Source organism: Actinoplanes xinjiangensis, assembly GCF_003148685.1.
Classification (GTDB): Bacteria; Actinomycetota; Actinomycetes; order Mycobacteriales; family Micromonosporaceae; genus Actinoplanes; species Actinoplanes xinjiangensis.
Map to the genome: position 1 here is coordinate 24,548 of NZ_QGGR01000017.1, position 22,574 is coordinate 47,121.

The 22,574-nt window shown below is 71.2% G+C and carries 20 protein-coding genes; 12 read left to right on the plus strand and 8 right to left on the minus strand.

Annotated features, from left to right (window positions below):
• The first annotated feature begins 3 nt into the window (after positions 1-3).
• Genes BC793_RS31535 through BC793_RS31550 form a run of 4 tightly spaced genes read left to right on the plus strand, consistent with a single transcriptional unit; the run spans position 4 to position 7,069 of the window.
• Entirely contained in the window at positions 4-1,224 is a 1,221-nt protein-coding gene (locus tag BC793_RS31535; RefSeq protein ID WP_109599178.1) for an aminotransferase class V-fold PLP-dependent enzyme, read from the plus strand.
• Positions 1,225-1,277: 53 nt separating this feature from the next.
• The gene (locus BC793_RS31540; RefSeq protein WP_239170397.1) at positions 1,278-3,569 is read left to right on the plus strand and encodes a putative bifunctional diguanylate cyclase/phosphodiesterase; all 2,292 of its coding nucleotides are present in this window, start codon (positions 1,278-1,280) and stop codon (positions 3,567-3,569) included.
• A 9-nt stretch (positions 3,570-3,578) separates the two neighbouring features.
• Positions 3,579-5,813, plus strand: coding sequence for a glycoside hydrolase domain-containing protein (locus BC793_RS31545; protein ID WP_109599180.1), 2,235 nt, complete (start codon positions 3,579-3,581; stop codon positions 5,811-5,813).
• Complete coding sequence (locus tag BC793_RS31550) at positions 5,810-7,069, plus strand: glycosyltransferase (RefSeq protein ID WP_109599181.1); 1,260 nt, start codon at positions 5,810-5,812, stop codon at positions 7,067-7,069. Before BC793_RS31545 ends, BC793_RS31550 begins: the two co-directional genes overlap by 4 nt.
• Positions 7,070-7,390: 321 nt before the next feature.
• On the opposite strand, the gene BC793_RS31555 is transcribed toward BC793_RS31550, so the two are convergent.
• The 4 genes from BC793_RS31555 to BC793_RS31570 all read right to left on the minus strand — a co-directional run bounded on the left by BC793_RS31555 (position 7,391) and on the right by BC793_RS31570 (position 10,936).
• Positions 7,391-7,864: an SRPBCC domain-containing protein gene (locus BC793_RS31555; RefSeq protein ID WP_109599183.1), complete on the minus strand. Its 474-nt coding sequence runs from the start codon at positions 7,862-7,864 to the stop codon at positions 7,391-7,393.
• Positions 7,861-8,232, minus strand: coding sequence for an ArsR/SmtB family transcription factor (locus BC793_RS31560; protein WP_109599185.1), 372 nt, complete (start codon positions 8,230-8,232; stop codon positions 7,861-7,863). Before BC793_RS31560 ends, BC793_RS31555 begins: the two co-directional genes overlap by 4 nt.
• 207 nt (positions 8,233-8,439) lie before the next feature.
• The gene (locus tag BC793_RS31565; RefSeq protein WP_146246514.1) at positions 8,440-8,967 is read right to left on the minus strand and encodes a hypothetical protein; all 528 of its coding nucleotides are present in this window, start codon (positions 8,965-8,967) and stop codon (positions 8,440-8,442) included.
• A 916-nt stretch (positions 8,968-9,883) separates the two neighbouring features.
• A complete protein-coding gene (locus tag BC793_RS31570; protein WP_239170400.1) occupies positions 9,884-10,936 on the minus strand; it encodes a glutamate-cysteine ligase family protein in 1,053 nt (350 codons plus the stop codon).
• 1,419 nt (positions 10,937-12,355) lie between these two features.
• On the opposite strand from BC793_RS31570, the gene BC793_RS31575 reads away from it, so the two are divergent.
• Positions 12,356-12,868: a hypothetical protein gene (locus BC793_RS31575; RefSeq protein ID WP_146246515.1), complete on the plus strand. Its 513-nt coding sequence runs from the start codon at positions 12,356-12,358 to the stop codon at positions 12,866-12,868.
• A 450-nt stretch (positions 12,869-13,318) separates the two neighbouring features.
• Here the strand turns inward: BC793_RS31575 and BC793_RS31580 are convergent, their stop codons facing one another.
• Positions 13,319-14,062 carry a carbon-nitrogen hydrolase family protein gene (locus BC793_RS31580; RefSeq protein ID WP_109599193.1) on the minus strand — a complete coding sequence of 248 codons (744 nt, stop codon included), beginning with the start codon at positions 14,060-14,062 and terminating at the stop codon, positions 13,319-13,321.
• A 41-nt stretch (positions 14,063-14,103) separates the two neighbouring features.
• Between BC793_RS31580 and BC793_RS31585 the strand changes: the two genes are divergently transcribed.
• Positions 14,104-14,925 carry an ATP-grasp domain-containing protein gene (locus BC793_RS31585; RefSeq protein ID WP_109599195.1) on the plus strand — a complete coding sequence of 274 codons (822 nt, stop codon included), beginning with the start codon at positions 14,104-14,106 and terminating at the stop codon, positions 14,923-14,925.
• Here the strand turns inward: BC793_RS31585 and BC793_RS31590 are convergent.
• A complete protein-coding gene (locus BC793_RS31590) occupies positions 14,922-15,389 on the minus strand; it encodes an SHOCT domain-containing protein (protein WP_109599197.1) in 468 nt (155 codons plus the stop codon). The genes BC793_RS31585 and BC793_RS31590 overlap by 4 nt on opposite strands.
• A gap of 56 nt (positions 15,390-15,445) precedes the next feature.
• On the opposite strand from BC793_RS31590, the gene BC793_RS31595 reads away from it, so the two are divergent.
• A complete protein-coding gene (locus tag BC793_RS31595; RefSeq protein WP_109599199.1) occupies positions 15,446-16,108 on the plus strand; it encodes a spermine/spermidine synthase domain-containing protein in 663 nt (220 codons plus the stop codon).
• Here the strand turns inward: BC793_RS31595 and BC793_RS31600 are convergent.
• Both BC793_RS31600 and BC793_RS31605 read right to left on the minus strand, forming a co-directional pair.
• Entirely contained in the window at positions 16,057-16,551 is a 495-nt protein-coding gene (locus tag BC793_RS31600) for a GNAT family N-acetyltransferase (RefSeq protein WP_109599201.1), read from the minus strand. The genes BC793_RS31595 and BC793_RS31600 overlap by 52 nt on opposite strands.
• Entirely contained in the window at positions 16,548-17,468 is a 921-nt protein-coding gene (locus BC793_RS31605; protein WP_203896420.1) for an aminoglycoside phosphotransferase family protein, read from the minus strand. Before BC793_RS31605 ends, BC793_RS31600 begins: the two co-directional genes overlap by 4 nt.
• A gap of 485 nt (positions 17,469-17,953) precedes the next feature.
• Between BC793_RS31605 and BC793_RS31615 the strand changes: the two genes are divergently transcribed.
• The 5 genes from BC793_RS31615 to BC793_RS31635 all read left to right on the plus strand — a co-directional run bounded on the left by BC793_RS31615 (position 17,954) and on the right by BC793_RS31635 (position 22,574).
• On the plus strand, positions 17,954-18,925 hold the full coding sequence (locus BC793_RS31615) for a hypothetical protein (RefSeq protein WP_109599207.1): 972 nt from the start codon (positions 17,954-17,956) through the stop codon (positions 18,923-18,925).
• The gene (locus BC793_RS50350) at positions 18,922-19,464 is read left to right on the plus strand and encodes a hypothetical protein (RefSeq protein ID WP_170167300.1); all 543 of its coding nucleotides are present in this window, start codon (positions 18,922-18,924) and stop codon (positions 19,462-19,464) included. Before BC793_RS31615 ends, BC793_RS50350 begins: the two co-directional genes overlap by 4 nt.
• 501 nt (positions 19,465-19,965) lie before the next feature.
• The gene (locus tag BC793_RS31625; protein ID WP_239170401.1) at positions 19,966-21,009 is read left to right on the plus strand and encodes a LacI family DNA-binding transcriptional regulator; all 1,044 of its coding nucleotides are present in this window, start codon (positions 19,966-19,968) and stop codon (positions 21,007-21,009) included.
• 93 nt (positions 21,010-21,102) lie between these two features.
• Positions 21,103-21,726: a 5,6-dimethylbenzimidazole synthase gene (gene bluB, locus BC793_RS31630; RefSeq protein WP_109599398.1), complete on the plus strand. Its 624-nt coding sequence runs from the start codon at positions 21,103-21,105 to the stop codon at positions 21,724-21,726.
• Positions 21,723-22,574, plus strand: coding sequence for a DUF72 domain-containing protein (locus tag BC793_RS31635; protein WP_109599400.1), 852 nt, complete (start codon positions 21,723-21,725; stop codon positions 22,572-22,574). Before bluB ends, BC793_RS31635 begins: the two co-directional genes overlap by 4 nt.

Sequence of the window (22,574 nt, forward strand, 5' to 3'; positions counted from 1 at the left end):
GTCATGCCATCTTCCCCTCTCGACGTGATCGGTGACGACGACGACTTCGTCCACCTCGACTACGCGGCGTCCGCCCCGTGTGTGCGGGCGGCCGCCGACGCCGTCGCCGGGCTCCTTCCCCGGTACGGCAGCGTGCACCGGGGCACCGGGGTGCGGTCGCAGACGTCGACCCTCGCCTACGAGCTGGCCCGCGACGTGGTCGCCGAGTTCGCCGGCGCCCGCTCCGGCGACACCGTCATCTTCACCCGCAACACCACCGACGCCCTCAACCTGCTCGCCCGCGCCCTGCCGCCGGGCACCACCACCGTGCAGTTCGACGGCGAGCACCACGCCAACCTGCTGCCCTGGCCGAACCCGCTGCGCCTGCCCGTCCCGTCCGCCCCCTGCTCACCAGACGACCTGGTCATCGCCCTCAAGACCGCACTGGACGGGCTGACCGGGCCGGTCGTGTTCACCGTCACCGGGGCGGGCAACGTGACCGGCGAGGTGTGGCCGGTGCGTGAACTGGCCGACGTGGCGCACTCGTACGGCGCCCGGGTGATCGTCGACGCCGCCCAGTTGGCCCCGCACGTCCCGGTCGACCTCGACGACCTCGGCGCCGACTACCTGGCCTTCTCCGGCCACAAGCTGTACGCGCCGTTCGGCGCCGGGGTGCTGGTGGGCCGCTCCGACTGGCTGGACGTGGCCGAGCCGTACCTGGCCGGTGGTGGCGCGAGCGCCGCGGTGGGGGACCGCCCGGGCGATCTGACCTGGGCCACCGGTGCCGCCCGGCACGAGGGCGGCACCCCGAACCTGCTCGGTGCCGTGGCCCTGGCCGCGGTCTGTGAGGCGCTCACCGGCGCCGGCCGGGCCGCCCTGCACGAGCACGAGCAGCGACTGCTGACCCGGCTGCGGGACGGGCTGGCGGGTGTGCCCGGCGCGGTCGAGGTGAGCCTGTTCGGGCCGGACCACCCGCGGGTCGGCATCGTGTCGCTGGCGCTGCCCGGCCACGACCCGGCCGAGGTTGCCCGGCGGCTGGGCCGCGAGCACGGCATCGGCGTACGGGCCGGCCAGTTCTGCGCACACCCGCTGGTGCGCCGCCTGACCGGGACGGACCGGACCGGCACGTGCGGCGACGGTGGGCCCGGCCTGCTGCGGATCAGTCTCGGCGTGGGCAGCACCGGCGAGGACGTGGACCGGGCCGTCACGGCGCTGGCCGCGGTGCTCGGGACGGTTCGCACCTGACCTACAACCCGGCGATCCTGTGATCGGCACCCCCGGCGGCCGATGCTGCACTCGTGGCGACGTGGATGGCGAGGCTCCGCGACCGGCTTCCGACCGGTGGGAGACTCAACGACGAGGACTGGGCGGGCCGGCATCGGCTGCTGACGGTGCTGCTCGCCCTGTGCATGGTGTTCCTCACCGTGTTCGGCGTCCTCAAGGGCGAGTACGCGACGGAGCTGCTGATCACCGACGGGCTGGTACTGCCCGCCGTGGTCGCGGCCGCGGTGCTGCGCCACCGGCGGGCCCGGTCACTCGCGGTCGCGCTCGGCTTCGTGGCCGCCTGCGGCGGGTTCGTGGCCCTGTGCCACGGCCTCACCGAGGCACACTTCGCGTTCTTCATCCTGATCCCGGCCCTCGCCCTCTACCGGGACTGGGCGCCGTTCGGCGGCTTCCTGGTCGGCACCACGCTGCACCACGCCGGATTCGGGCTGGTCGAGGCCGACCACACCTTCGGCCACGACTCGGCGCAGCAGCACCCGCTGGTGTGGGCGCTGCTGCACGGTGCGGCCGTGCTGGCCGCCGCGTCCTTCCAGCTGGTCGCGTGGCGGTTCAACGAGATCGAGGAGCAGCGTGCCGAGGAGCACCTGAGCGAGAGCCAGGCCCAGCTCAGCGTCGCCTTCGACGAGACGCCGGTGCCGATGGCCATGTTCAGCCCGGACGGGCGGCTGCTGCGCAGCAACGGCGCCTACCGCGGCTGGCTGCGGCTGCCCGCCGAACTGCCCGCCGACTTCTCCGTCGGTGACCTGCCGCTGCGCCCGATGATGCCGGACGAGCCGCGGATGGGCGAGATCCTCTCCCGCAGCCGCGAGCCGGTCACCGTGACCCGGCAGTACCTGCGTACCGACACCGGTGCCCTGATGTGGGCGCAGACCCACGCCACCGGCCTCTACGACCGCGACGGCAGCCTGCGGCTGATCTTCGTGCACTGCATGGACGTCACCGCGGTCCGCGACCACGAGGCCGAGCTGCGCCACCAGGTGCGGCACGACTCGCTGACCGGCCTGCTGTCGCGTAAGGCGTTCGAGCACGACCTGACCGAGATGCTCACCATCGGCAGCGAGCCGGTCAGCGTCATCTACCTGGACGTGGACCGCTTCAAGTCGATCAACGACGGGGCCGGGCACACCACCGGCGACGACGTGCTGCGCGCCCTCGCGAGCCGGCTGTCCCAGGTGGTCCCGTCCGGCGCGCTGCTCGCCCGGCTCGGCGGTGACGAGTTCATCGTCGCGCTGACCGGGCCGGCCGGCACCGGCGTACGGGTCGGCGACAGCATCCTGGCCGCCCTGGCCGAGCCGCTCGCGGTCGGCGTCTACGAGCTGCCGGTCGCCTGCAGCGTCGGCGTCACCACGGCGTCCGGCGCGATCTCCGCCGACGAGGTGGTGCTGGCCGCCGACACCGCGATGTACGCGGCCAAGCGGGCCGGCGGCAACCGGGTCCAGGTGTTCACCGACGAGCTGCGCGTGCCCGTACAGCAGAGGATCGCCGCCGAGGCGCGGGTCCGCCGCGCCCTGGCCGGCGACCCCCGGATCACCCTGCCGCTCTGGTTCCAGCCGGTGGTCTCCACCGTGACCGGCCGGATCGCCGGTGCCGAGGCGCTGGTCCGGATGCGCACCCCGGAGGGGGAGATCCTCAGCCCGTTCCACTTCATCGGCGCGGCCGAGGAGACCGGCCTGATCGTGCCGCTCGGCGAACACGTGCTGCGGTCGGCCATCGACCACCTGCTGCACTGGTCGGGCCGGCTCGGCTACGTCTCGGTCAACGTCAGCCCCCGGCAGCTGGCCGAGCCCGACTTCGTGCCGATGGTCGCGAGCGTGCTGGCCGGGGTGCCCACGCTCGACCCGTCCCGGATCGTCCTGGAGATCACCGAGACCGCCCTGCTCTCCTCGACCGTCGACGTCAGCGAGCGGCTCGCCTCGCTCAAGCAGCTCGGCGTGCGTATCGCCCTGGACGACTTCGGCACCGGGTACAGCTCGCTGACCTGGCTCAAGTCGCTGCCCGCCGACATCGTCAAGCTGGACCGCTCGTTCGTGGCCGGCCTGGCCGAGGACCAGCGCAAGGCGTCGATCATCCAGGCCGTGCTGTGGCTGGCCCACTCGCTGGGGATGTCCACCATCGCCGAGGGCGTGGAGGAATCCGCCGACTGGGACGCGCTGAAAGCCGCCGGATGCCCCGCCGTGCAGGGATATCTGCTCAGCAGGCCGCTACCGGCCGCGGAGTTCGACGTGATGCTGCGCAAGTCCTTCGAGAAAGCCACCTTCGAGGGAGTTCACCTGCGTGAAACCATGGGGACGGTAATGGCCGGTTAGAGTCCGGCCATCCTCGACAATGTTGATCCATTCATCGGTACAGCGGCCACCGACCTGCCCCGGGCACACGGTCTGGCCGCCACCTGGTGGTGGCCGAAACCGCAGGTGGGTAACACCCATCCCGGGGCCACCTCCCCCCTCGGCATGGTCTCGGCCTGCGCGTACTCGGGGGCGTACCCGACCGGTTACGGCCGGTACGCCAAGAACACCGAGGGCGTGCCGGAGGAGATGTTCGACCGGCACCAGGCCTCCGGGTTCACGCACTTCCAGCAGTCCGGTACCGGGGCCATCCGCAAGTACTACAACTACGTGCGGGTCACCCCGATGGTCCAGCCGCTCGACGACCTCGGCCAGTCGTGGCCGCTGGAGGACGAGCGGGCCGAGGCCGGGTACTACGCGGCCAACCTGGACACCGGTGTGCGCTGCGAGATCACCGTGGGGGAGAAGGTCGCGGTCCACCGCTACACGTTCCCCGACCACCACAGCGCCCGGGTCGTCATCGACCTGTCCTGCGGCGGCCTGGCGATAGATCTGGGCCGGACCGTCCCGTTGCGCGCCCAGGCCGAGAGCATGGGCCACGGCCGCGCCCAGGGCACCGTGGTCATGGAGGGCATCCCGCTGTCGGTCCACATCGAGGTGGACAGCCCCGGCTGGCGGCAGATGCTCTGGTACGACCGGCGGCTCATCCCCGGCGGCACCCGCCTGGACTTCGACAGCATCCGGCACACCACGCTGCGCCCGTTCGGGATGCTCTTCATGGGACCGTCCCGGGCCGGGCAGACGATCGAGGTCCGGATGGGCTTCTCGCTGCGCGGCTGCGACCAGGCCCGCGCCAATCTGGAACGGGAGTGCGGTTCGGGGGAGCCGGCGTTCGAGACCGTCCGTGCGCGCACCCGGGACCGCTGGCGCGAGCACCTCGGGCGGATCCGGGTCGACGGCGGCACCGAAAACCGGCGCACCGTGATGGCGACCGCCCTCTACCACTCGCTGATCAAGCCGTGCATCGCCGACGACGAGAGCCCCAACTGGCCCGACCCCGGCCCGTACGCGTTCGACATCTGCACCATGTGGGACATCTACAAGACGCAGATGCCACTGCTGTCGGCGATCGCGCCGGACCGCTACGCCGCCATCCTGGAGTCGCTGATCCGGGTCTGCGAGGAGGAGGGCAACTTCCCGATCGGCTACCGGATGGCCCGTGGCGCCGACCGGTTCTTCCGGCAGGCCAGCGCGCTGGCCCACACCGCTCTCGCCGACATGCAGGCGCTCGGACGGCCCGGCATCGACTGGACGTGGGCGCTCGTGCACATGGTCGACGACCTGCGGCGGCTCTACGGCGAGGACTTCTGGGAGCACGGGGTGGTGCACCCGATCACGCACACCCTCGACCTGTCGTACGCCCACCACTGCACCGCCGGAGTGGCCCGCGCCCTCAACGACCACCGTCTCGCCGCCGACCTGGAGCGGCGCAGCCGCGACTGGGTGAACGCGTTCGACCCGGGTACCGGCCTGCTGCGCGACTCGGAGTTCTACGAGGGCGGCAAGTGGAACTACTCGTTCCGCCTAATGCACGACATGGCCGGCCGGATCCGGCTGGCCGGTGGCGACGCCGCGTTCAGTTTCATGCTGGACCGGTTCTTCGGCTACGGCGCCGCCCCGGTCAAGCAGCCGGGCCGGTGCCCCGACCCGGCCGAGATGGCCGCCGGTTACGCACTGAACCGGTTCGAGGGCCTCAACAACGAGCCGGACATGGAGGCGCCCTGGGCGTACCACTACTCGGGGCGCCCGGACCGTACCGCCGAGATCGTCAACTCGGCGCTGACCTGGCAGTTCGGCACCGGCCCGGGCGGCCTGCCGGGTAACGACGACTCGGGTGGCCTGAGCGCCTGGTACGTCTGGGCGTCACTGGGCCTGTTCCCGGTCGCCGGCCAGAACCTGTTCCTGGTCAACGCTCCCGCCTTCGAGCGCGCCGCCATCGAGGTGGAGGGCGGTGAGTTCGTGATCGAGACCTCCGGATATCGAGATTCACCGATCGGTGTCGACGGGATCGACCGCGAACCGGCGCCCCAGTACGTTCAGTCCGCGACCCTCGACGGGAGACCCCTGCACGCCACCCACCTGAACGCCGCCGACGTCCATCAAGGCGGCCGGCTGCACCTGCGACTGGGCCCCGAGCCCTCCACCTGGGGACACGGGATCCGGCCGCCATCCCTCTCAGATTCCCACCCTAAGGAACAACGATGAGCCGACCGACCCGCCGCCTGGTCATCGCGGTACGCGCCGATCCGGTCATCTGTGGGCACTCCGGCGAGGCACGCAACCTCGCCGAGGTGGCCCTCACCCGTGGCTTCGACGACGTGCGGTTGCTCACCTGGCCGATCCCCACCCTTCAGGCGGCCGGCCTGCCCCTCAAGCCACTCGACCGCCTCCTGCCGTACAGCCCCGGCATCACCGTGGAGCGCCCCGAGGCGGTCGGCGACTACCGGGTGCCGGACGGCCGCCACCTGGCCGGGCTCACCGGCCGGCTGGTCGAGCTGCTCGCCGAGCCGGTGCCCACCGTCTGCCTGTCGATGTACCTGGTGCCGCACACCCAGGTGATCAACGATGCGGTCACCGCGGCCCGCGCCGCCGGATTCGACCCGCAGGTGCACACGATCGCCAAGGCGGTCGGCTCGGACGTCACCAACGTCATCCGCAACTGCCTGCGCGAGGGCCGGTTCGGCGCGGCGACCGTGCTGCTCACCACCTTCCTCGCCAGCGACGAGGTGGTGGCGGTCTCGGAGTACACCCGCGACGAGATCATCGCCTCGGCCGAGGAGGTCGACGCGCACTGCGGCACCGCGTTCGCCCGCCAGTGCCGGGAACGGGTCACCGTCAGCTACCCGCCGATCGACTCGTCCGCGTTCGTCGACCCGGACCCGGCGGCCGTCGACGCGGCCCTCGAACGGCGCGGCCTGAAACGCGATCGCTACGTCCTCTTCCTGTCCCGGGTGGCCCGGGCGAAGGGCATCTACGACCTGATCATCGCGTACGGCCAGATGCGCTGCCGCGACGACGTGAAACTGGTGGTCGCGGGCACCGGCCCGGCGCTGGAGCACGTGCAGGCGATGGCCAAGGAGGACGACCGGATCGTGTTCCTCACCGACGTGGACGACGACGAGAAGACGCTGCTGATGGCGGGTTGTGCGGCGTACGCGCTGCCCACCAAACCGGAGCCGGACTTCGTCGAGACGTTCGGCATCGCCCTGGCCGAGAAGGGCCTCGCCGGCGGCGGGCCGATCATCACGACCACGACCGGTGGTGTCCTGGAAGCGGTCGGCGACGCCGCGGTCATCGTCGAGGCCGGCGACATCGCGGGGCTCGCCGACGCGGTGGACCGGGTCGTTCTGGACATGTCCCCGCAAGAGCGGCGAGACCTGGAGATCCGGGCACGCGAGCATGCGATGACCTTCGATCGGGTCGCGGTCTTCGACCAGCTCTTCGCGGCAAAACCCCTTTAATCGGTACGGGGCGCGCCGATCGATCCGACGCGCCCCCGTCCCGGTGTTCACTGTGACGACGATCTCCGATATGGTCGCCTCCGCTGTGGAGCGGTCGTATCGGGGGATGAGCATGTTCAAGTGGATCAGTGCCTGGTTCAACGAGCGTGTCGACCCGGCGCCCAACCCGCTGCGGATGGCCGTCGCCGACGTCGACGCCGAGCTCGCCGCCGTGCGTGCCGTGCCCGGCTGGGAACGTGACCGGTTCGCCCGGGAGCGGGCCGATCAGCTCCTCGACGTCCGGGCCGTCCTGGTCCGCCACGAGGCGGAGGACGCGGCCGCTCAGATGCGGTCCTCGGCCACCAGCCGCTCGAGCTTGGCGTATCCCTCCTCGACGCCGACCTCCATGCCGCTCTTGAGCCAGGCGTCCCGGCCCTCGAAGCTGTCCACCAGCGACTGAGCGTGCAGGCGGGTCCGGCCGTCACCCAGGTCCTCGAACCACAGGGTCTCCAGGGCGACATCCTCGGGCTGGCCCTCGAAGGTGAAGGTCTGCACGATCCGGTCGGTCCCCACGTGGTGGAACGAGCCGTGGAACGCGAACTCCTCGCCGTCGCGGCCGGCCACGTAGCGCCAGCTGCCGCCACTCCGGGCGTCCCAGTAGTCGATCTTGCTGACGAGCGAGTCCGGGCCGACCCAGAGCGCGAACAGCTCCGGATCGGTGTGCGCCCGCATCAGCTGCGCCGGGGTCGCCGCGAAGTCGCGGGTCAGCCGGATGATCGGCAGCTTCGGGTCGGCCTCGATGGTCGTCTCGGTCATGACGGGTCCTCTCTCTCGGTTGTGGTGTTGCTGTCGTCGTCCGTCTCCGCGTTCATCTCCGCCAGCACGGCGTCGAGCCTCGAGTAGCGCTCCTCGGCCCGCCGCCGGTATCGCTCGATCCACGCTTCCATCCGGTCGAACACCTCCGTCTCCAGGCGCACCACGCGGGGCTGCGGGCCGGGTGGGCGGCTCACCAGACCGACCTCTTCGAGGACGCGCAGATGTTTGTAGACCGCCTGAAGTGACATCCGGTACGGCTCGGCGAGCTGGTTGACGGTCGCGTCGCCACCGGCGAGGCGGGTCACCATGTCGAGCCGCGTCGGGTCGGCGAGAGCGCCGAAGACCCGTTCCATCGTGTCCGCCGACATCAGCCCCTCATTTCAACTTCCTGGTTGAAACCCAACGTATACCGCTCGCCGGCGACTGTCAACCGTGAGGTTTAAAGAGCTGGTCCTGCGGGCTTTGGTCCGACCATCCCAAAACTTGACAGTGCTGCCCCGGAAAACGATCCGTAAACGTATTCTCGACAGGTGGTTACCGAACTGTGCGCCTGCCGGTCACTGCGGAACCTACGATCAGACCCACTCGCCGCGTCGCGGGGCACGCTTCCCTGACCCGTCCTGGATCGTTGCTGCCCGGCGGCCCGCCCGGAACGGGAGGGATGTCCACGTGCACGACGAGATGCTCACTCTGTTCGACGACTGCATCGCCCGGATGCTCCAACTCCGCGCCCACCTGGCCGCCTCCCGCCGCGTCCGGCCCGGCGAACGCCACGCCACCGTGGTCAGCGCCATCGAGGTAGCCGCCCACTTCGCCACCGAGGCGACCCGCACCGTGGCCCCAACCGCCGCCCCTTCTTCGGCCGCCGCTCTGTCTTCGGCCGCTACTTGCTCTTCAGCCGCCGCCCTCTCTTCGGCCGCTGCTCCGTCTTCGGCCGCCGCCTCCTCTTCGGCCGCCGCTCCGTCTTCGGGCGCTACTTGCTCTTCGGGTGCCGCTTTGTCTTCGGTCGCCACGTGCTCTTCTGGGGCCGCTTTCTCTTCGGGCGCCGTCCTGCCCTCGGTGGCCACCCACTCCCCAGCTGTCACCGGGTCCGCGGCGGCCACGGTTCCTTCTTCCGCCAACCCGCGCCACCCGTCCGCGCCGCCGGCCGTGTCCTCGCACGCGCTGCCCGTCATTGCCGGAGAGCAGGCCGAGGCATCTCCGCCGCCCATCGCACCGCTGGAAGCCGCCCCAGGTTCGCGTCCGGAGTTGGCGTCCACGCCATAGCGGTCACCGGACTGCCATCCGCTGCCGTGGCATAACGCCTCCATGAGCGGTGATCAGGGGGAGATCAGCGCCGGCAGCGACGACCAGCGCCCACAATCGCGCTACGTGTGCTCTCGCCCTGGTTATAGCCCCGATGAGCGATCACGATCCGCGGCTCGTGCGCTTTTAGCCCCGTGATAGCGATGACCAGCGTCCACGATCGCGTTACGTGTGCTCTCGCCCTTGTCGAAGCCTCGATGAGCGATCACGATCCGCGGCTCGTGCGCTTTTAGCCCCGTGATAGCGATGACCAGCGTCCACGATCGCCTTGCGTGTGCTCTCGCCGCTGTCCGTAGCCCTGATGAGCGATCACGGTGGGCGGCTCCGGCGCTTCCGGTCGCGTGGTGGCGACGTCCAGCGTCCACGATCGCGTTACGTGTGCTCTCGCCCTGGTCATAGCCCCGATGAGCGGTCACGATCGGCGGCTCGTGTGCTTCCAGCTACGTGATAGCGACGATCCGGGCACACGATCGCCTGGTGTGTGCTGCTGTCGCTGCTGTCGCTGCTGTCGCTGCTGTCGCTGCTGACGCGGGGCAGGGGCGCCAGCCATCGGCGGATCGTGACCGGCGCCACGGACGCCGAGCGGCACCCCGGACGGCGACCCGCCCCGGTGGGATCAACCGGACAGCGACCGTGCGACAAACCGGACCGAACCCATCCTGCGTCCCGCGACTGCGGTGCCGTTGGCTGCGTGGCAAGGGGTAGCAGCCGTGGTCAGGGATGGGCGACCACGCCGTCCAGGATGTCGTCGGCGGGGCAGCGGTTGCGGCACACGTACCTCTCGGTGAATTCTGCGACCGCATCGCGCAACTCGCGGGAGACACCCTGCCGGGAGAGGGCCGCATAAGCGGCCAGGAAGCAGTCCCGCGCGGCCGCCGCCAGCACCGGATCGGTGAGCGCGTCGCGTGCCGCCCGCTCCCACAACGCGGGTTCGCCGGTAAGCCGGGCAGTAGCCTCGGCGGCCTCCTCGGCGGCACGCGGATCATCCAGGAGCACCGCCGTCACCGCGGCCGGAATACGCCAGCCGTTCCCGGGCTGCCCGTCGACGGCGTCGATCTCCAGATGGCCGCGAGCGGCCACCGGCGGCCGCAGCCCGGCGATGTGCCGGTCCAGGTCGGCGCCGGTCAGGCGCCCACCGGCCCGGATCCTCTGCCGCGGCGTGAGCCCGGCGTTTCCCGGAGCATCCATGACGTACGCCGCCCAACCCTCCCGTGGCCCCCCGCGCAACGGGCGAACCGGCGCGTCACGGCGGAGTGCCTGGCGCACGCTGCGCCACCCGGCGGGCCGGCCGTGCCGCAGAGGCGAGTTCGCAAAAGCGGCCGCCAGCACCGGCGCCAGCGTGTGCGCCAACTCCCAGCGGCGTGACAGCCCGAGCGGCCCACCGCCGTCGAGCCCCGCCTCCAGACCGACCCGGATGCCCGCCGTCCCGGTGCCGAGGGCATGCGCCGGCCCGTCCGGATGCACGGTGCCGCCGGCCTGCGACAGAACCGTCAGCCGGTGCCTGTCGACGATCCTCCCGGAGGCGGCCAGGTCGTCACTCATCCGGCGCAGAGCCACCTCGATCCCCGGCGACGGCGGCCCACTCACCACGACCACCCGCGGCGAGCGGGTGTCCAGGAACCCATGCCGCAGCGGCCTCCGCCCGGACGGCGCCCAAGCCGAATCGACCAGCAGATCCACAGCTATCCCGACGAACCCGGGCAGCCCCGGCGAGAACGCCCGCGCCGCTACGTACTCCTCGGCTGCCTGCTCGCTAAGGGTGCCCACGCCCGCCTCACTCCTTCTCACCGAGGAAGCGCCGAGCATATCATTCCTATCTGCCTACTAGGAGAAGGTGTTCGCGGTGGGGAAAGGCTCTCCATTCAGGCGTAAGCCCCGCACCGCCCGGCCGCTCCACCGCCTGCTCGCCCTCCTCGCTTCGCCGCCGGTTCCCCGCCGACGCGTCGCTCCCTGCTTCGTCCGGCGGTTCCTGGTCTCTCCGCCAAGCCCGTTGTTCGATGCCGTGCTTGCGTTGCCGCCGCAGCCGCCGAGGAGGGCGGGGGTCTTCGCTGACCCGGTGCTCGATGCTGTGCCTGCTGGATGTTTGTTGCTCCATGCCGCGCCCCGGGTCTTTCCGCCGACTCGTTGCTCCCCGCCGTGGCCGCCAGGTCATTCCGGCGACTCGTTGCTCCCTGCTGTGGCCGCCGGGTTCTTCCGCTGACTTGTTGCTCCCTGCTTCGGCCGCTGGGCCTTTCCGCTGACTTGTTGCTCTCTGCTGTGGCCGCCGCCTCGCTCCACTGACTCGTTGTTCGATGCTGTGCCTGCTGGATGTCTCCGTCGGCCTGTTGCTCCGCACTGCCCCGCCGGGTCTCTCCGCTGACTCGTTGTCGCCTCGCCGTTCGTCCGCTTCGCTCGTTCTTCTGTGGGTCTGCCTCACCTCGTTCATGCGCCCTTGTCGGTGACCCTTTGCTTCCGCCTGTCTGTCGGGCCCGGATATCTGCCGATCTCGCGCTTTCACCGCCCCGGCGATCCGCTATGTCGGGGAGCGGCTCGAAGGCTGAAGATGCGGGATGACTGGAAGATTCAGGATGGGTTCTAGGATGCCTTAGGGGTTGTGGGGTGTGGCCCTGAGAAGGGAACCGGGGTAACGCCAGGGAAAGCGCCGGAACCAGGGATTTGCCGCCCGGCCGTACGGTCGGGAGCATGCCATCGAGTCGGACCAGGCCATCGAAGAGCGTCATGGTTCCGGACAGCGTGAAGCCGTTCGAAGCCGGCACCATCCCGGGTACCGCCACGGTTCCGGGCAGGGTCACGATCCCGCACACCGGCACGGTTTCGAACGGCTTCACGCCTTCGGACGGCCCCCGGATTCCTGGCCCGCTTCGGGCTTCGGACGGTCTCCGGGCGCCGGGCCCGCTTCGAGCTTCAGGTGGACTCCGGGTCCCGGGCCCGCTTCGGGGTTCAGGTGGCCTCCGGATTCCTGGCCCGCTTCGGGCTTCGGACGGTCTCCGGGCGCCGGGTCCGCTTCGGGCTTCGGACGGTGTCGGGATCTCGGGCCCGCTTCGGGCTTCGGACAACACCCAAATCCCAGGCCCCTTTCGGGAGTCGGGCGAGGCGCAGAGTCCGGGGGGTGTCCGGGCGTCGGGAGGTGACGTGAGTCCCGGTGGCGGCGTGGGTTCGCGCGTTTACACGACGGGGAGCAGCGCCATGGTTCGCCGTGCGGCTGTGGGCGCGCCGATCCTGTTGATGGCGTATGGCCTCTTGCGGCTGCTCGACGGCCTCGACGGCACGTACCGTCAAGGTCTTGCGTGGAATCTCGCTCTCCCGGCGTTGTTCGCCTCGATGGTCCTGTTCGGGGTGCTGGCGGCGGCGGTTCGGCCGTTGGTGCCGTCCGGTGCCCGGGCAGTGGCGGCGCTGGCCGCCGTCGCAACCGTCGCCGGTGCGGTCTGCTTCGTCTGGACGGTCACCGGGCTCCTCTCGACCGCGGCGGGTGAGGCGGCACCGACACCGGTGCGCATCGCCGGGCCGCTGCTCTTCGCGCTGGGCATGCTCACCATCCTCGGCCTGCTGGTCGCGGCCCGGCGCGCCCCGGCCTGGAGTCCGCTGCTGTTCGGCGCGGGTATCGCGGCGATGCTCATCGACGCCGACTCGCTGGCACCGGCCGCGTTGATCCTGCTCGCCGCTCTCGCCCCACTGGCCCGCCCATCCGTCCGCGCCTGAACCGTCCGGTCCACCAGCTGGCCGCCCCCAACCGGCTCGGCCGTTGGACTCTTACGGTCTGCGTCCCGTTCGGTCCGTGTGGCAGTCCGGTCAGTGCGACCCCGTCAGGTCCTTGCGTTCCGTCCGGCCCGGCACAGAAGGCCCGGCCGATTCCCAGCCGGTTACGCCTTGAGGCCTTGGGCGTCGCGGGCAGCGGCCTGTTGCTGGGCCTCGCGGAATTCGCGATGACGGCCGGTTTTGATCAGGCCGCAGGAGAACCGGGTCAGGGTTGAGTGTGGCGTGGATGACCCGAACCGCGGCAGAACTCCTGCGGGTGGAATGCGGTGGCTGAGGTGCGGCCGGGACCGACGGCGAGATCTCACCGTGGGTTCGATGACTGGGCGACGGTCGCCGCCCCCGAATCCCGATGGCCTTCTGCACCCGCCCGGCCAGGAGCGTTCCGGCGGCGGTTCACTCCGGGGGGATCTCCGCGGTGACCATGCCGACGGTGAGGGTTTCGACCTGCGCGACGACCGCGCCGGACGGGCTGATCACGCTGGTCGGCCCGTACCCGATGCGTTCGCTGCCGCGCCGCCCGGTGACGTCGGCGGAGATCACCCACATGCCGGTCTCGCGGGCGCGTTCGGCGCGGATGGTGTTGTGCAGTGGTTTCCACTGTTCGGCGGAGGGGTGGCGCAACATGTTCTGGGACGGGACGAGCAGGACCCGGCCGCCCTGGGCGGCGACCGCTGCTGCCGCTGACGGGAAGCGGGTGTCGTAGCAGATGTTGATGCCGAAGCGGACCCCGTTGACGTCGAAGACCGGATGGCCGGTGCCCGCCGTGAAGGCCCGCTCACCGTCGATGAGGTGGGTTTTGCGGTAGGCGCCGAGCACTGTTCCGCCGGCGATCACGGCGGCCGTGTTGAACCAGGCGCCGTCCCGTCGTTCGATCATGCCGATTATCAGGGTCGGCCGGATCGGCGCGAGCCGGGCCAGGATCGTAGCGAACTCAGGGGATGCCAGGTCGAACGCGGTCCGGGACAGGTGCTCCGGTGTGGGCAGATAGCCCTGAAGGAAGCATTCCGGGAACAGCAGCACGTCGAGACCGGCCGCCTCGGGGCGGGCCGCGAACGACTCGATCAGGGTGAGTGCCGCCGGGACGTCGCCGAGCAGTTCCGGTGTCTGGCAGGCGCCGACGCGCAGGGTCCGCCGCATGGGCGCAGGCTAACCGGCGGATCCGGCATGATGCTCGGGTGATGTTGCTGGTGCCCTCTGATGTTCTGCGTCCGCGCCGCCCGGACGAGCATTTCGCCGACGAGGCCCGGGCCGCGCGGGACGCCGGGATGGAGGTCGCGTTCGTCGACCATGACGCGGTGGCGGGTGGTGACGCCGACGGCGGGGTGGCGCGGGTTCCCGCCGGTGCCGACGCCGTCTACCGGGGCTGGATGCTGGACGGTGACCGGTATGCCGCGATGGCGGGGGCACTGGCCGCCCGCGGGGTGACGTTGCGTACCGGGCCGGGGGAGTATCGGCGGGCGCACGAGCTGCCCGGCTGGTATGCGGCGGTCGCCGGTGACACTCCGGAGTCGGTGTGGACGGTCGGTGACGGCCGGGAGGCGTTCCGGCGGGCCTGCGCCGAGCTGGGTGGCGGGCCGGCGGTGCTGCGGGACTTCACGAAGTCGATGAAGCACTACTGGCACGAGGCGGCGTATCTGCCGGACATCGCCGACAGCGACGCGGCGTGGGCGGTGGCGAGCCGGTTCCGGGAGTTGCGGGGCGACGGTTTCACCGGTGGTTTCGTGGTACGCCGTTTCGAGTCGTTCACCGGCGCCGAAGTGCGCACGTGGTGGGTCGGCGGGGTGTGCCGGCTGGTCACGGCGCACCCGGACACTCCGGAGCAGCTGCCGCCGGACGATGTCGAGCTGCCCGATCTCGGCGGGGTGGATCTGCCGTTCGTGACCGTCGATCTGGCGCTGCGCACCGACGGCCGCTGGCGGATCATCGAGATCGGTGACGGCCAGGTCAGCGACCGCCCCCAGAGCACACCGCCGGAGGAGCTGATCGCGGCCCTGGGTTAGGGGCCGAGGAGGGCGGCGCGTTTGGCGGCGTACTCGTCGTCGGTGAGGATGCCGGCGGTGTGGAGTTCGGTCAGGTGGTGGAGCAGGGCGGTGTGGTCGGGGGCGGCGGTCATCCGGTCCCGGATCAGGGCGGTCAGGTAGGCGGCGGTGCGCCTGTCGGCACGGAAGGTCAGCGTGTTCCCGCCGGTGGTGATCTCCACGGTTGAACGGAGCAGGCGATCACGGGCGGTCACGTCGTCGATGGCGGTGAGGGGGACCTGTTCCCGGCCGGCTCCGGTGCGCATCAGGCCGCCGGTGCTGGCGAGTTCCAGTCGGTCGGGGTAGATGAGCAGGTAGAGGTCGGTGCCGCCGTCGCGGGTGTGGGCGACGGCCAGGGCTCCGGTGGTGTCGATGCTATGGCGCCGGGCCCGGTCGAGGGCCTGGACGCAGTGATCGGGAACCGTCATACCGTCGTCGGGGCTCACGATGAGTCACCGTATCTCATCGACGCTGATGCATCTGGTGCGTAGGCTTGCCGCCCATGGAGGAACGGGTCTTCACCGACCGGGGGGAGCTGGTCCTGCGCGGCCGGGGCGGGCACTTCGAACTGATCAGTAACGGTGTCTTCCTGATGGATACGCGGTCCGGCCGTTCGGAGCGGGTGCTGGTGCGGGCGGCCCTGGCCGCGACGGGACCGCGGCCGCGCCTGCTGATCGGCGGGCTGGGGGTGGGGTTCTCGCTGGCCGAGGCGGTGCGTACGGACGCTGCCGAGATCATCGTCGTGGAGATCGAGCCGGCTGTCGTCGCGTGGCATCGGGGGGTGCTGCGGCCGTTCAGTGAGGGCGCGCTCGACGATCCGCGGGTGCGGGTGGTGACCGCCGACCTGGCGGTGTGGTTCACCGGCACCAGTGATCGTTTCGACGCGATCTGCCTGGACGTCGACAACGGTCCGGGGTGGACCGTCTTCGACCACGACACCCGGCTGTACCGGCGGTCCGGCCTGGCGATGCTGCGTGAACATCTGCTGCCCGGCGGGGTGCTGGCGGTGGGGAGCGCGTCGGCGGAGCCGGGGTTCGCGGCCACACTGACCCGACTGGTGGGACCGGTCCGTACGGTGCGGGTCCCGGTGGAGCGTGGCCGGCCGGACGTCGTCTACGTGGCGTCGTGTGCCGGGGACGACCGCCGGGATCCGGCCGGGAGGTGATATTCCACGAGTTCCGGGTGCGGCGGGAAGTCCTCCGGCACGCACCGGCCGGTCGCCTGCCAGCCCATCTTCTCGTAGAAGCGCCGGGCCCGGCGGTTGCCGGCGAGCACCCACAGGCGGCCTTCGCCACTGAACAGTTCGAGGATCTCGGCGTGCGCGGCCGCGGCCAGGCCGGTGCCCCAGGTGCTGGTGGCCGTACCGAAATGAAGCAGTTGATCGTCTTTGACGGCGACGTATCCGGCGACCTGTCCGTGCGCGAGGATCACCAGCACCCGCACCGTCGGGTCGGCGATCTCGTCGGCCCAGCGTGCCGTCAGTTCGGCCCGCGGGAACGGGTAACGGTCCTGCGGGAAGATCCCGGACAGCGCCCGGACCGAAGCCTCCTGCTGAACGTCCATGATCGCTTCGACGTCGGCGGGCGTGGCATCCCGCAGCACGCTCACGCCACACCGAACCAGCGCGCGGCCAGCTCGTCGAACGAGGACCCCGCGGGCAGCCGTTTCATCCAGGCCGGCAGGTTGCTGAAGTAGTGCAGCAGTGACCACGCCATCATCCGGCGCGGGAACCCGTCGTCGGCCGGATGCCCGTAGGCGCGCAGGAACCGCCCGAGGAACCGCCCGTCACCCTCGGCGACGAAACAGCCCACGCCGACGAACTCGTACTCCGGGGCGCCGCGCATCGCCGGTTCGAAATCGATCAGCCCGCTGAACCGCCAGCGGCCGTCCGGGCCCGGCGACACCAGCAGATGATCACGCATGATCTCAGTGTGCAGCAGCACCCGCCGCCGATCGGACAGATCGACGTCCAGGGCCTCCGGGATGCGTTCCAGCCAGGCCCCGTCCAGACCCCGGCTGCGCTGTCGCGCCACACATCCGGCCCGCTGCCCGGCCACGAATTCGTCCCAGTCGGCCGGCCACCACCCGTCGAGCTCCGGCAGCGGTAGGGCGTGCAACTGCGCCACCGCCGTCCCGAGGTCGTCGGCGAGACGGTCCCGGTCGCCCGGCGGGATCCGGTTCCACACCCCGGTCAGCGGCACGCCCGGCATCCGGCTCATCAGCACGTACCCCCAGCCGTCCCGCTCACCGGCCGCCACCACCCGGGGCGTCGCGATCGGCAGCCGTCCGTGAACCGACCGCAGAACCGCCGACTCCACCGGGAACTCCGACCGGTAGACCTGCGGAAACAACTTCAGCACCAGCTCACCGCAGGCATAGACGGGCAGCGAGCCGGACGCGAACCGCTCGGCCCCCGCCGGGTCCACCCCGAGATCGCGCAGCAGCGCGTCGGCCCCCGGCCGCAGCGCACCCTCATCGAGGGCGTCGAACGCTTCCGCACTTCCGGCAACCGGCAACCTCGGCACCGACCGACCATAGTGTCCGGCGATCCGCCGCCGCACCGCATTTCCCACCCCCATTCGCAGCGGTACGAACCACACCCACCCGACCGCACCACCCCCTTCCCGGCTGCGCCGCTACCGCCGCCGTCCACCCCGTTCCGCTGCGCCACCGGCCCCGCTTCGTGCGCCGGCAGCCGTGGACCGCCGACCGTCATCGGTTCGCGCCGCCGACCGTCATCGGTTCGCGCCGCCGGGCGGCATCGGTTCGCGCCGCCGGGCGGCAGCTCGGACGCGGCGCCTGTGGACGGACCGTGTCGCCGACCCGCCCCTCCGCCGGCGGTTCGGGAACCGGCTCCTGTGGACGGAAGGGGTCGCCGGGACGGCCGTCAGCCGTACCCGGAAGGTGCATTTCGCGGCGGACGAATGCCGCCTACCGTCGGTGATGTGCGTATCACCGATCTACATGCGGCGATCACTGCCACACCGGCGGCCGGGTCTGGAGGACTGACGTGACCGATCACGATCGGTATCCGGGCGACTGGGACCAGGACGCCCTCTTCTACGGCGTGCCGACGCCCGCCAGTGGACCCGACGAACCGACCCGGGCCGCTGCGCCGTCCGGGGATCGGCCGCCGCCCTCGTTCGACGTCCGCCCGGCTGCCTCACCCGGAGGCCCGCCACCCCCGCTGTTCCGCGACCGGCCGGATGCCCCGCCCGGTGATGAGCCGACCCGGCAGGTTCCTTCGTCGGATGCCTTCTTCGATCCGACGACCATGGCGTTGAGCGGGCCGGCCGCTCCGGAGCAGCTCCAGCCGATACCGACGGGACAGAGCCACCGCAAACTTCCGCTGATCGTCGCGGCGCTGGCCGTGCTGCTGATCGCCGGTGCGATCGGCGGTGTCGTCCTGATGCGGTCGTCGGATCGCAACGGCGCGAGTGGCCCGGTCATCGAGCCGATGCCGCTGGTCACGTCGACCGAGACGGTGACGACCGACCCCACCCCGACGGAGACGCCGACACCGACGCCGAGTGACTACCCCTCGACCGAGGCCACGGCGACCACCGATCCGCAGGAGGAGGCGCTGGCCGAGTTGGAGGCGGTCCGGGAACAGGATCTGGCGACCGTCACGTTCGACGGGCAGCTCGTCGCCCAGATCGCCTCGAAGTATCCGGGGATCAGCGACCCGTACCAGACCGCAGCGGACGGATCGCACACGTTCCAGAACAGTGACATCCTCGCCGAACACCAGCGGCTCCGGGCCGAACACGGCGACGCCGGCCACCCGGTGATCCTGCTCAAGAGCACCGACTACGGGAAGCGGCAGTTGATCGCCGGTCAACCGCTGTGGGTGACGTTCGTGGTCGGCGACTTCCCCGACAAGGCGTCCGTACGGACCTGGTGCGCCGGGCACTTCGGGCACCTGCCGGCCACCGAACTGAAGAACCACTGCGACGCCCGCAACCTGCGCCCGGCCGCATGACCGACGCGCCGGTGGCCGGGGTCGTCGCCGGGCAGGTGCGGATCACCGCCGCCACCGTGCCGAGCGGATCCGCTCCAGGCCTGGTCGCCGTCTCCGCGGCCGCCCTGATCTGTATCGCCGCCTGGACCGGCCGGGCCCTCACCGGTGCGGTCGGTGCCGGGGCGCTCACCGCCGCGATCGTCGTACCGCTGGTCCTGGTGGCGGTCGTGGCCGTCGCCCACCGACGCTTCCCGGCGACCGGTGGTGCCGACGCCGTCTGGGAGTTCACCGTCCGGACGGCCGAGGGCGCGCCGGTTCCGGTCTCGTTACGGACCGGCGCCCCGCGCGACTCGCTACGGCCACGCGACCCGGTCCGGCTGGTCCCGGCCCGATCCGGACGGCGGGGCGCAGTTCGCGTGGTGGAGGTCCTCGCCACGCCGGAGGGGCCGGTCCTCCACCGGATCGTCGCCGGCCCGACGCTGTCCCCGGTGCAGCGATCCGGCCTGCTGCTGGCCGTGTTGCTGCTCCTGGCTACAGCCGCGACCCTCCTCACCGCGTGACAGGCCACGCCCTCCGCCCACCCGGCGGTCACCGACGGCCCGGGCCGCGGCACGCCGCACTGACCGCGCAACGGTCACCGGGTGGAGAGGTGGCCCGTAACGGCTGCGGGGCGGGGTGATCCCGTAACGACTGCGGGGCGCGAGGCAATCGCGGGCCGTCCAGCGCTTACCGTGCGTCTTTCCGCACCGGCCGGAATGCCGGGGCCGCCGGGGTGGTCACCGAGGCGGACATCGGCCGGTACGCCGACGCTGGCCGATTCGCCGCAGCGGAGAGGATGGTCTTGTGCGGCCGCTCGTGGACCACCCGGCGAGGGCGCCTGAGGGGGTCGGCGGGGCCGGTGTGGGCAGGGGCGACCATGGTATACACGTTGGTACACCTTTGTGCCCCTGGTGGGATTGAAATGTTTCAAGCGTCGTGCTTACCATCAGGACGCCCGGGCCGCCACGGTGGAACCGGACCCACCACGGTTAGACCGGACCACCACGGTTAGGAAGGCCCAGGTGTTGACTCAGCAGCCCCGCAACGGTCGAGCCCCCTCGGTGAAGGATGTCGCCGCCGCCGCGGGTGTCTCCCTCGGCACCGTCTCCAACGTGCTCAACCGGCCCGCCGTGGTCAGCACCGCCACCCGCGAACGGGTCGAGCGGGCGATGGCCGACCTGGGGTTCGTGCGCAACGAGTCGGCCCGCCAGCTGCGTGCCGGTACCAGCCGCGCCCTGGCCTACGTGATGCTCGACGGCGGCAACCCGTTCTTCCACGATGTCGCCGAGGGCATCGAGACCGCCGCCGAGGACGCCGACCTGTCCCTGTTCGTCTGCAACAGCAGCGGCCGCTCCGAGCGCGAGGCCAAACACCTCGACCGGCTCCTGCAGCAGCGTGTCCAGGGCATCCTGATCACCCCGGTCGACCCGGACGCCCCGCACCTGGCCGACCTCGCCCAGCGCGGCCTGCCGTTCGTCATGGTGGACCGGTTCAGCCGGGCCGGCGGACACTGCTCGGTCGCCGTCGACGACGTTCTCGGTGGCCGCATCGCCGTCGAGCACCTGATCGATCGCGGACATCGAAGGGTCGCGTTCGTCGGTGGTCCGTCCAGCATCGGCCAGGTCCGCGAGCGGCTCCAGGGGGCGCGTGCGGTGTGGGCCGAGTTCGGGATGCCCGAGGACGACCTGATCCACCTGCCGACCGAGGCGCTCACCGTCAACGAGGGCCGCTCGGCGGGCGAACGGCTGGCCGGGCTGCCGTCCCGGCGCCGCCCGACCGCGGCGTTCTGCGCCAACGACCTGCTCGCCCTCGGCCTGCTCCAGCACGCCGTCACGGCCGGCCTACGGGTCCCCGACGACCTGGCGATCGTCGGCTTCGACGACATCGACTTCGCGGCCGCCGCGGCGGTGCCCCTCACCTCGGTCCGGCAGCCACGGCAGGAACTGGGACGTACCGCCGCGCGCCTCGTCCTGGACGAAGCCACCAATCCCGACCACGTCCACGAGCAGGCCACCTTCGTACCGGCTCTGGTGGCCCGGGCCTCCACCGGAACCGTCCGGCGGTAAGCCGGTCCGCTGCGGTGGGCCGGATGCGGTGGCTGCGGCCGGGGTGACCGGCTGATCGCGGGCAGTGGCGGGGCTGGTACCGTCCGGCCGGTGATTCACGGGCTCTACGACGTCATCCACCGCCGCCGCGACGTCCGGGCGGAGTTCACCGGGGAGCCCGTCGCGCCCGAGGTCCTCGACCGGATCCTCACCGCCGCGCACGCCGCCCCCAGTGTCGGCCTCTCCCAGCCGTGGGATTTCGTCCTGATCCGGTCCGAGCCGGTGCGCAAGGCCTTCCACGAGCACGTCCGCACCGAGCGGGACGTCTTCGCCGCGACGCTGAGCGGGGCGGCCGCCGAACGGTTCGCCCGCATCAAGATCGACGGGGTGCTGGAGGCCGGTCTGTCGATCGTGGTCACCTACGACCCGGCGCGCGGTGGGCCCGCGGTCCTCGGCCGGCACGCCATCGCCGACGCCGGCCTCTACTCGGTCTGCCTGGCGATCCAGAACCTGTGGCTGGCCGCCACCGCCGAGGACCTCGGTGTCGGCTGGGTGTCGTTCTACCGCGAGGACTTCCTGCAGGAACTGCTCGGCATCCCGTCCGGGATCCGGCCGGTCGCCTGGCTCTGCGTCGGCCCGGTCAGCCATCTCGAGCAGGTGCCCGATCTGGAACGCCACGGATGGCGGCAGCGGCGCCCGGTCACCGACGCGATCCACGAGGACCGGTGGGCCGGATGAGACTGCACGTCGGCTGCGCCATGTGGAGCCTGAAATCGTGGCAGGGCCGTTTCATCCCGGCGTCCGGCACTGATCGCCTTCGGTCATATGCCGGGTGGTGCAACGCGGTCGAGGGCAACACGACCTTCTACGCGACGCCGTCCCTGACGACGGTGACCGGATGGGCTGGGCAGACCCCTCCCGACTTCCGTTTCGTCCTGAAGCTGCCACGGGAGGTCACCCACGGCGGCGCCCTCGCCGACGTCTCCGCCATGTCGGAATTCCTTCGCGTGATCGAACCGCTCGGCGACCGCGTGCACGCCCTGTGGGTACAACTGCCGGGATCCTTCGGCCCCGGCGACCTGCCGTCTCTCTCCCGGTTCCTGCGGGGCCTGCCCGATTCCTTCCGGTACGCCGTAGAGGTCCGCGATCCCGCCTTCTTCCACGAGCCGCGCCGTCTCGAGGACCTGCTCACCACCGCCGGCGCCGAGTGGGTCCCGTTCGACACGACCGAGTTCTTCCGCACGCCCCCGACCAGTGACGCCGAACGTGAGGCGTGGCTGAAGAAGCCCCGCATGCCGTTGCGCACCGCAGCCCTCACCGACCGCCCGATCATCCGCTACCTGGGCCGCGACGCCACCGACCGGACCGTCGACGGCTGGCGCCGCTGGGTGCCGATCGTCGCCGGCTGGCTGCGCGAGGGCCGCTCACCGACGTTCTTCGTGCACACCCCCGACAACGCCGACGCCCCCGAACTGTGCCGCCGCTTCCACGACGAGGTCCGCACGCTGGTACCCGAACTGGAACCACTACCCACACCTCCGCCCATGCCGTCGCCCGCCCCGGAGGGCCCACCCACCCTGTTCTGA

What these genes read in the sequence shown, in the direction of transcription:
- BC793_RS31535 (WP_109599178.1), top strand. Translation starts at nt 4, where the DNA reads ATGCCATCTTCCCCTCTCGACGTGATCGGTGACGACGACGACTTCGTC.
- BC793_RS31550 (WP_109599181.1), top strand. Translation starts at nt 5,810, where the DNA reads ATGAGCCGACCGACCCGCCGCCTGGTCATCGCGGTACGCGCCGATCCG.
- BC793_RS31555 (WP_109599183.1), bottom strand. Translation starts at nt 7,864, where the DNA reads ATGACCGAGACGACCATCGAGGCCGACCCGAAGCTGCCGATCATCCGG.
- BC793_RS31560 (WP_109599185.1), bottom strand. Translation starts at nt 8,232, where the DNA reads ATGTCGGCGGACACGATGGAACGGGTCTTCGGCGCTCTCGCCGACCCG.
- BC793_RS31575 (WP_146246515.1), top strand. Translation starts at nt 12,356, where the DNA reads ATGGTTCGCCGTGCGGCTGTGGGCGCGCCGATCCTGTTGATGGCGTAT.
- BC793_RS31580 (WP_109599193.1), bottom strand. Translation starts at nt 14,062, where the DNA reads ATGCGGCGGACCCTGCGCGTCGGCGCCTGCCAGACACCGGAACTGCTC.
- BC793_RS31585 (WP_109599195.1), top strand. Translation starts at nt 14,104, where the DNA reads ATGTTGCTGGTGCCCTCTGATGTTCTGCGTCCGCGCCGCCCGGACGAG.
- BC793_RS31595 (WP_109599199.1), top strand. Translation starts at nt 15,446, where the DNA reads ATGGAGGAACGGGTCTTCACCGACCGGGGGGAGCTGGTCCTGCGCGGC.
- BC793_RS50350 (WP_170167300.1), top strand. Translation starts at nt 18,922, where the DNA reads ATGACCGACGCGCCGGTGGCCGGGGTCGTCGCCGGGCAGGTGCGGATC.
- BC793_RS31635 (WP_109599400.1), top strand. Translation starts at nt 21,723, where the DNA reads ATGAGACTGCACGTCGGCTGCGCCATGTGGAGCCTGAAATCGTGGCAG.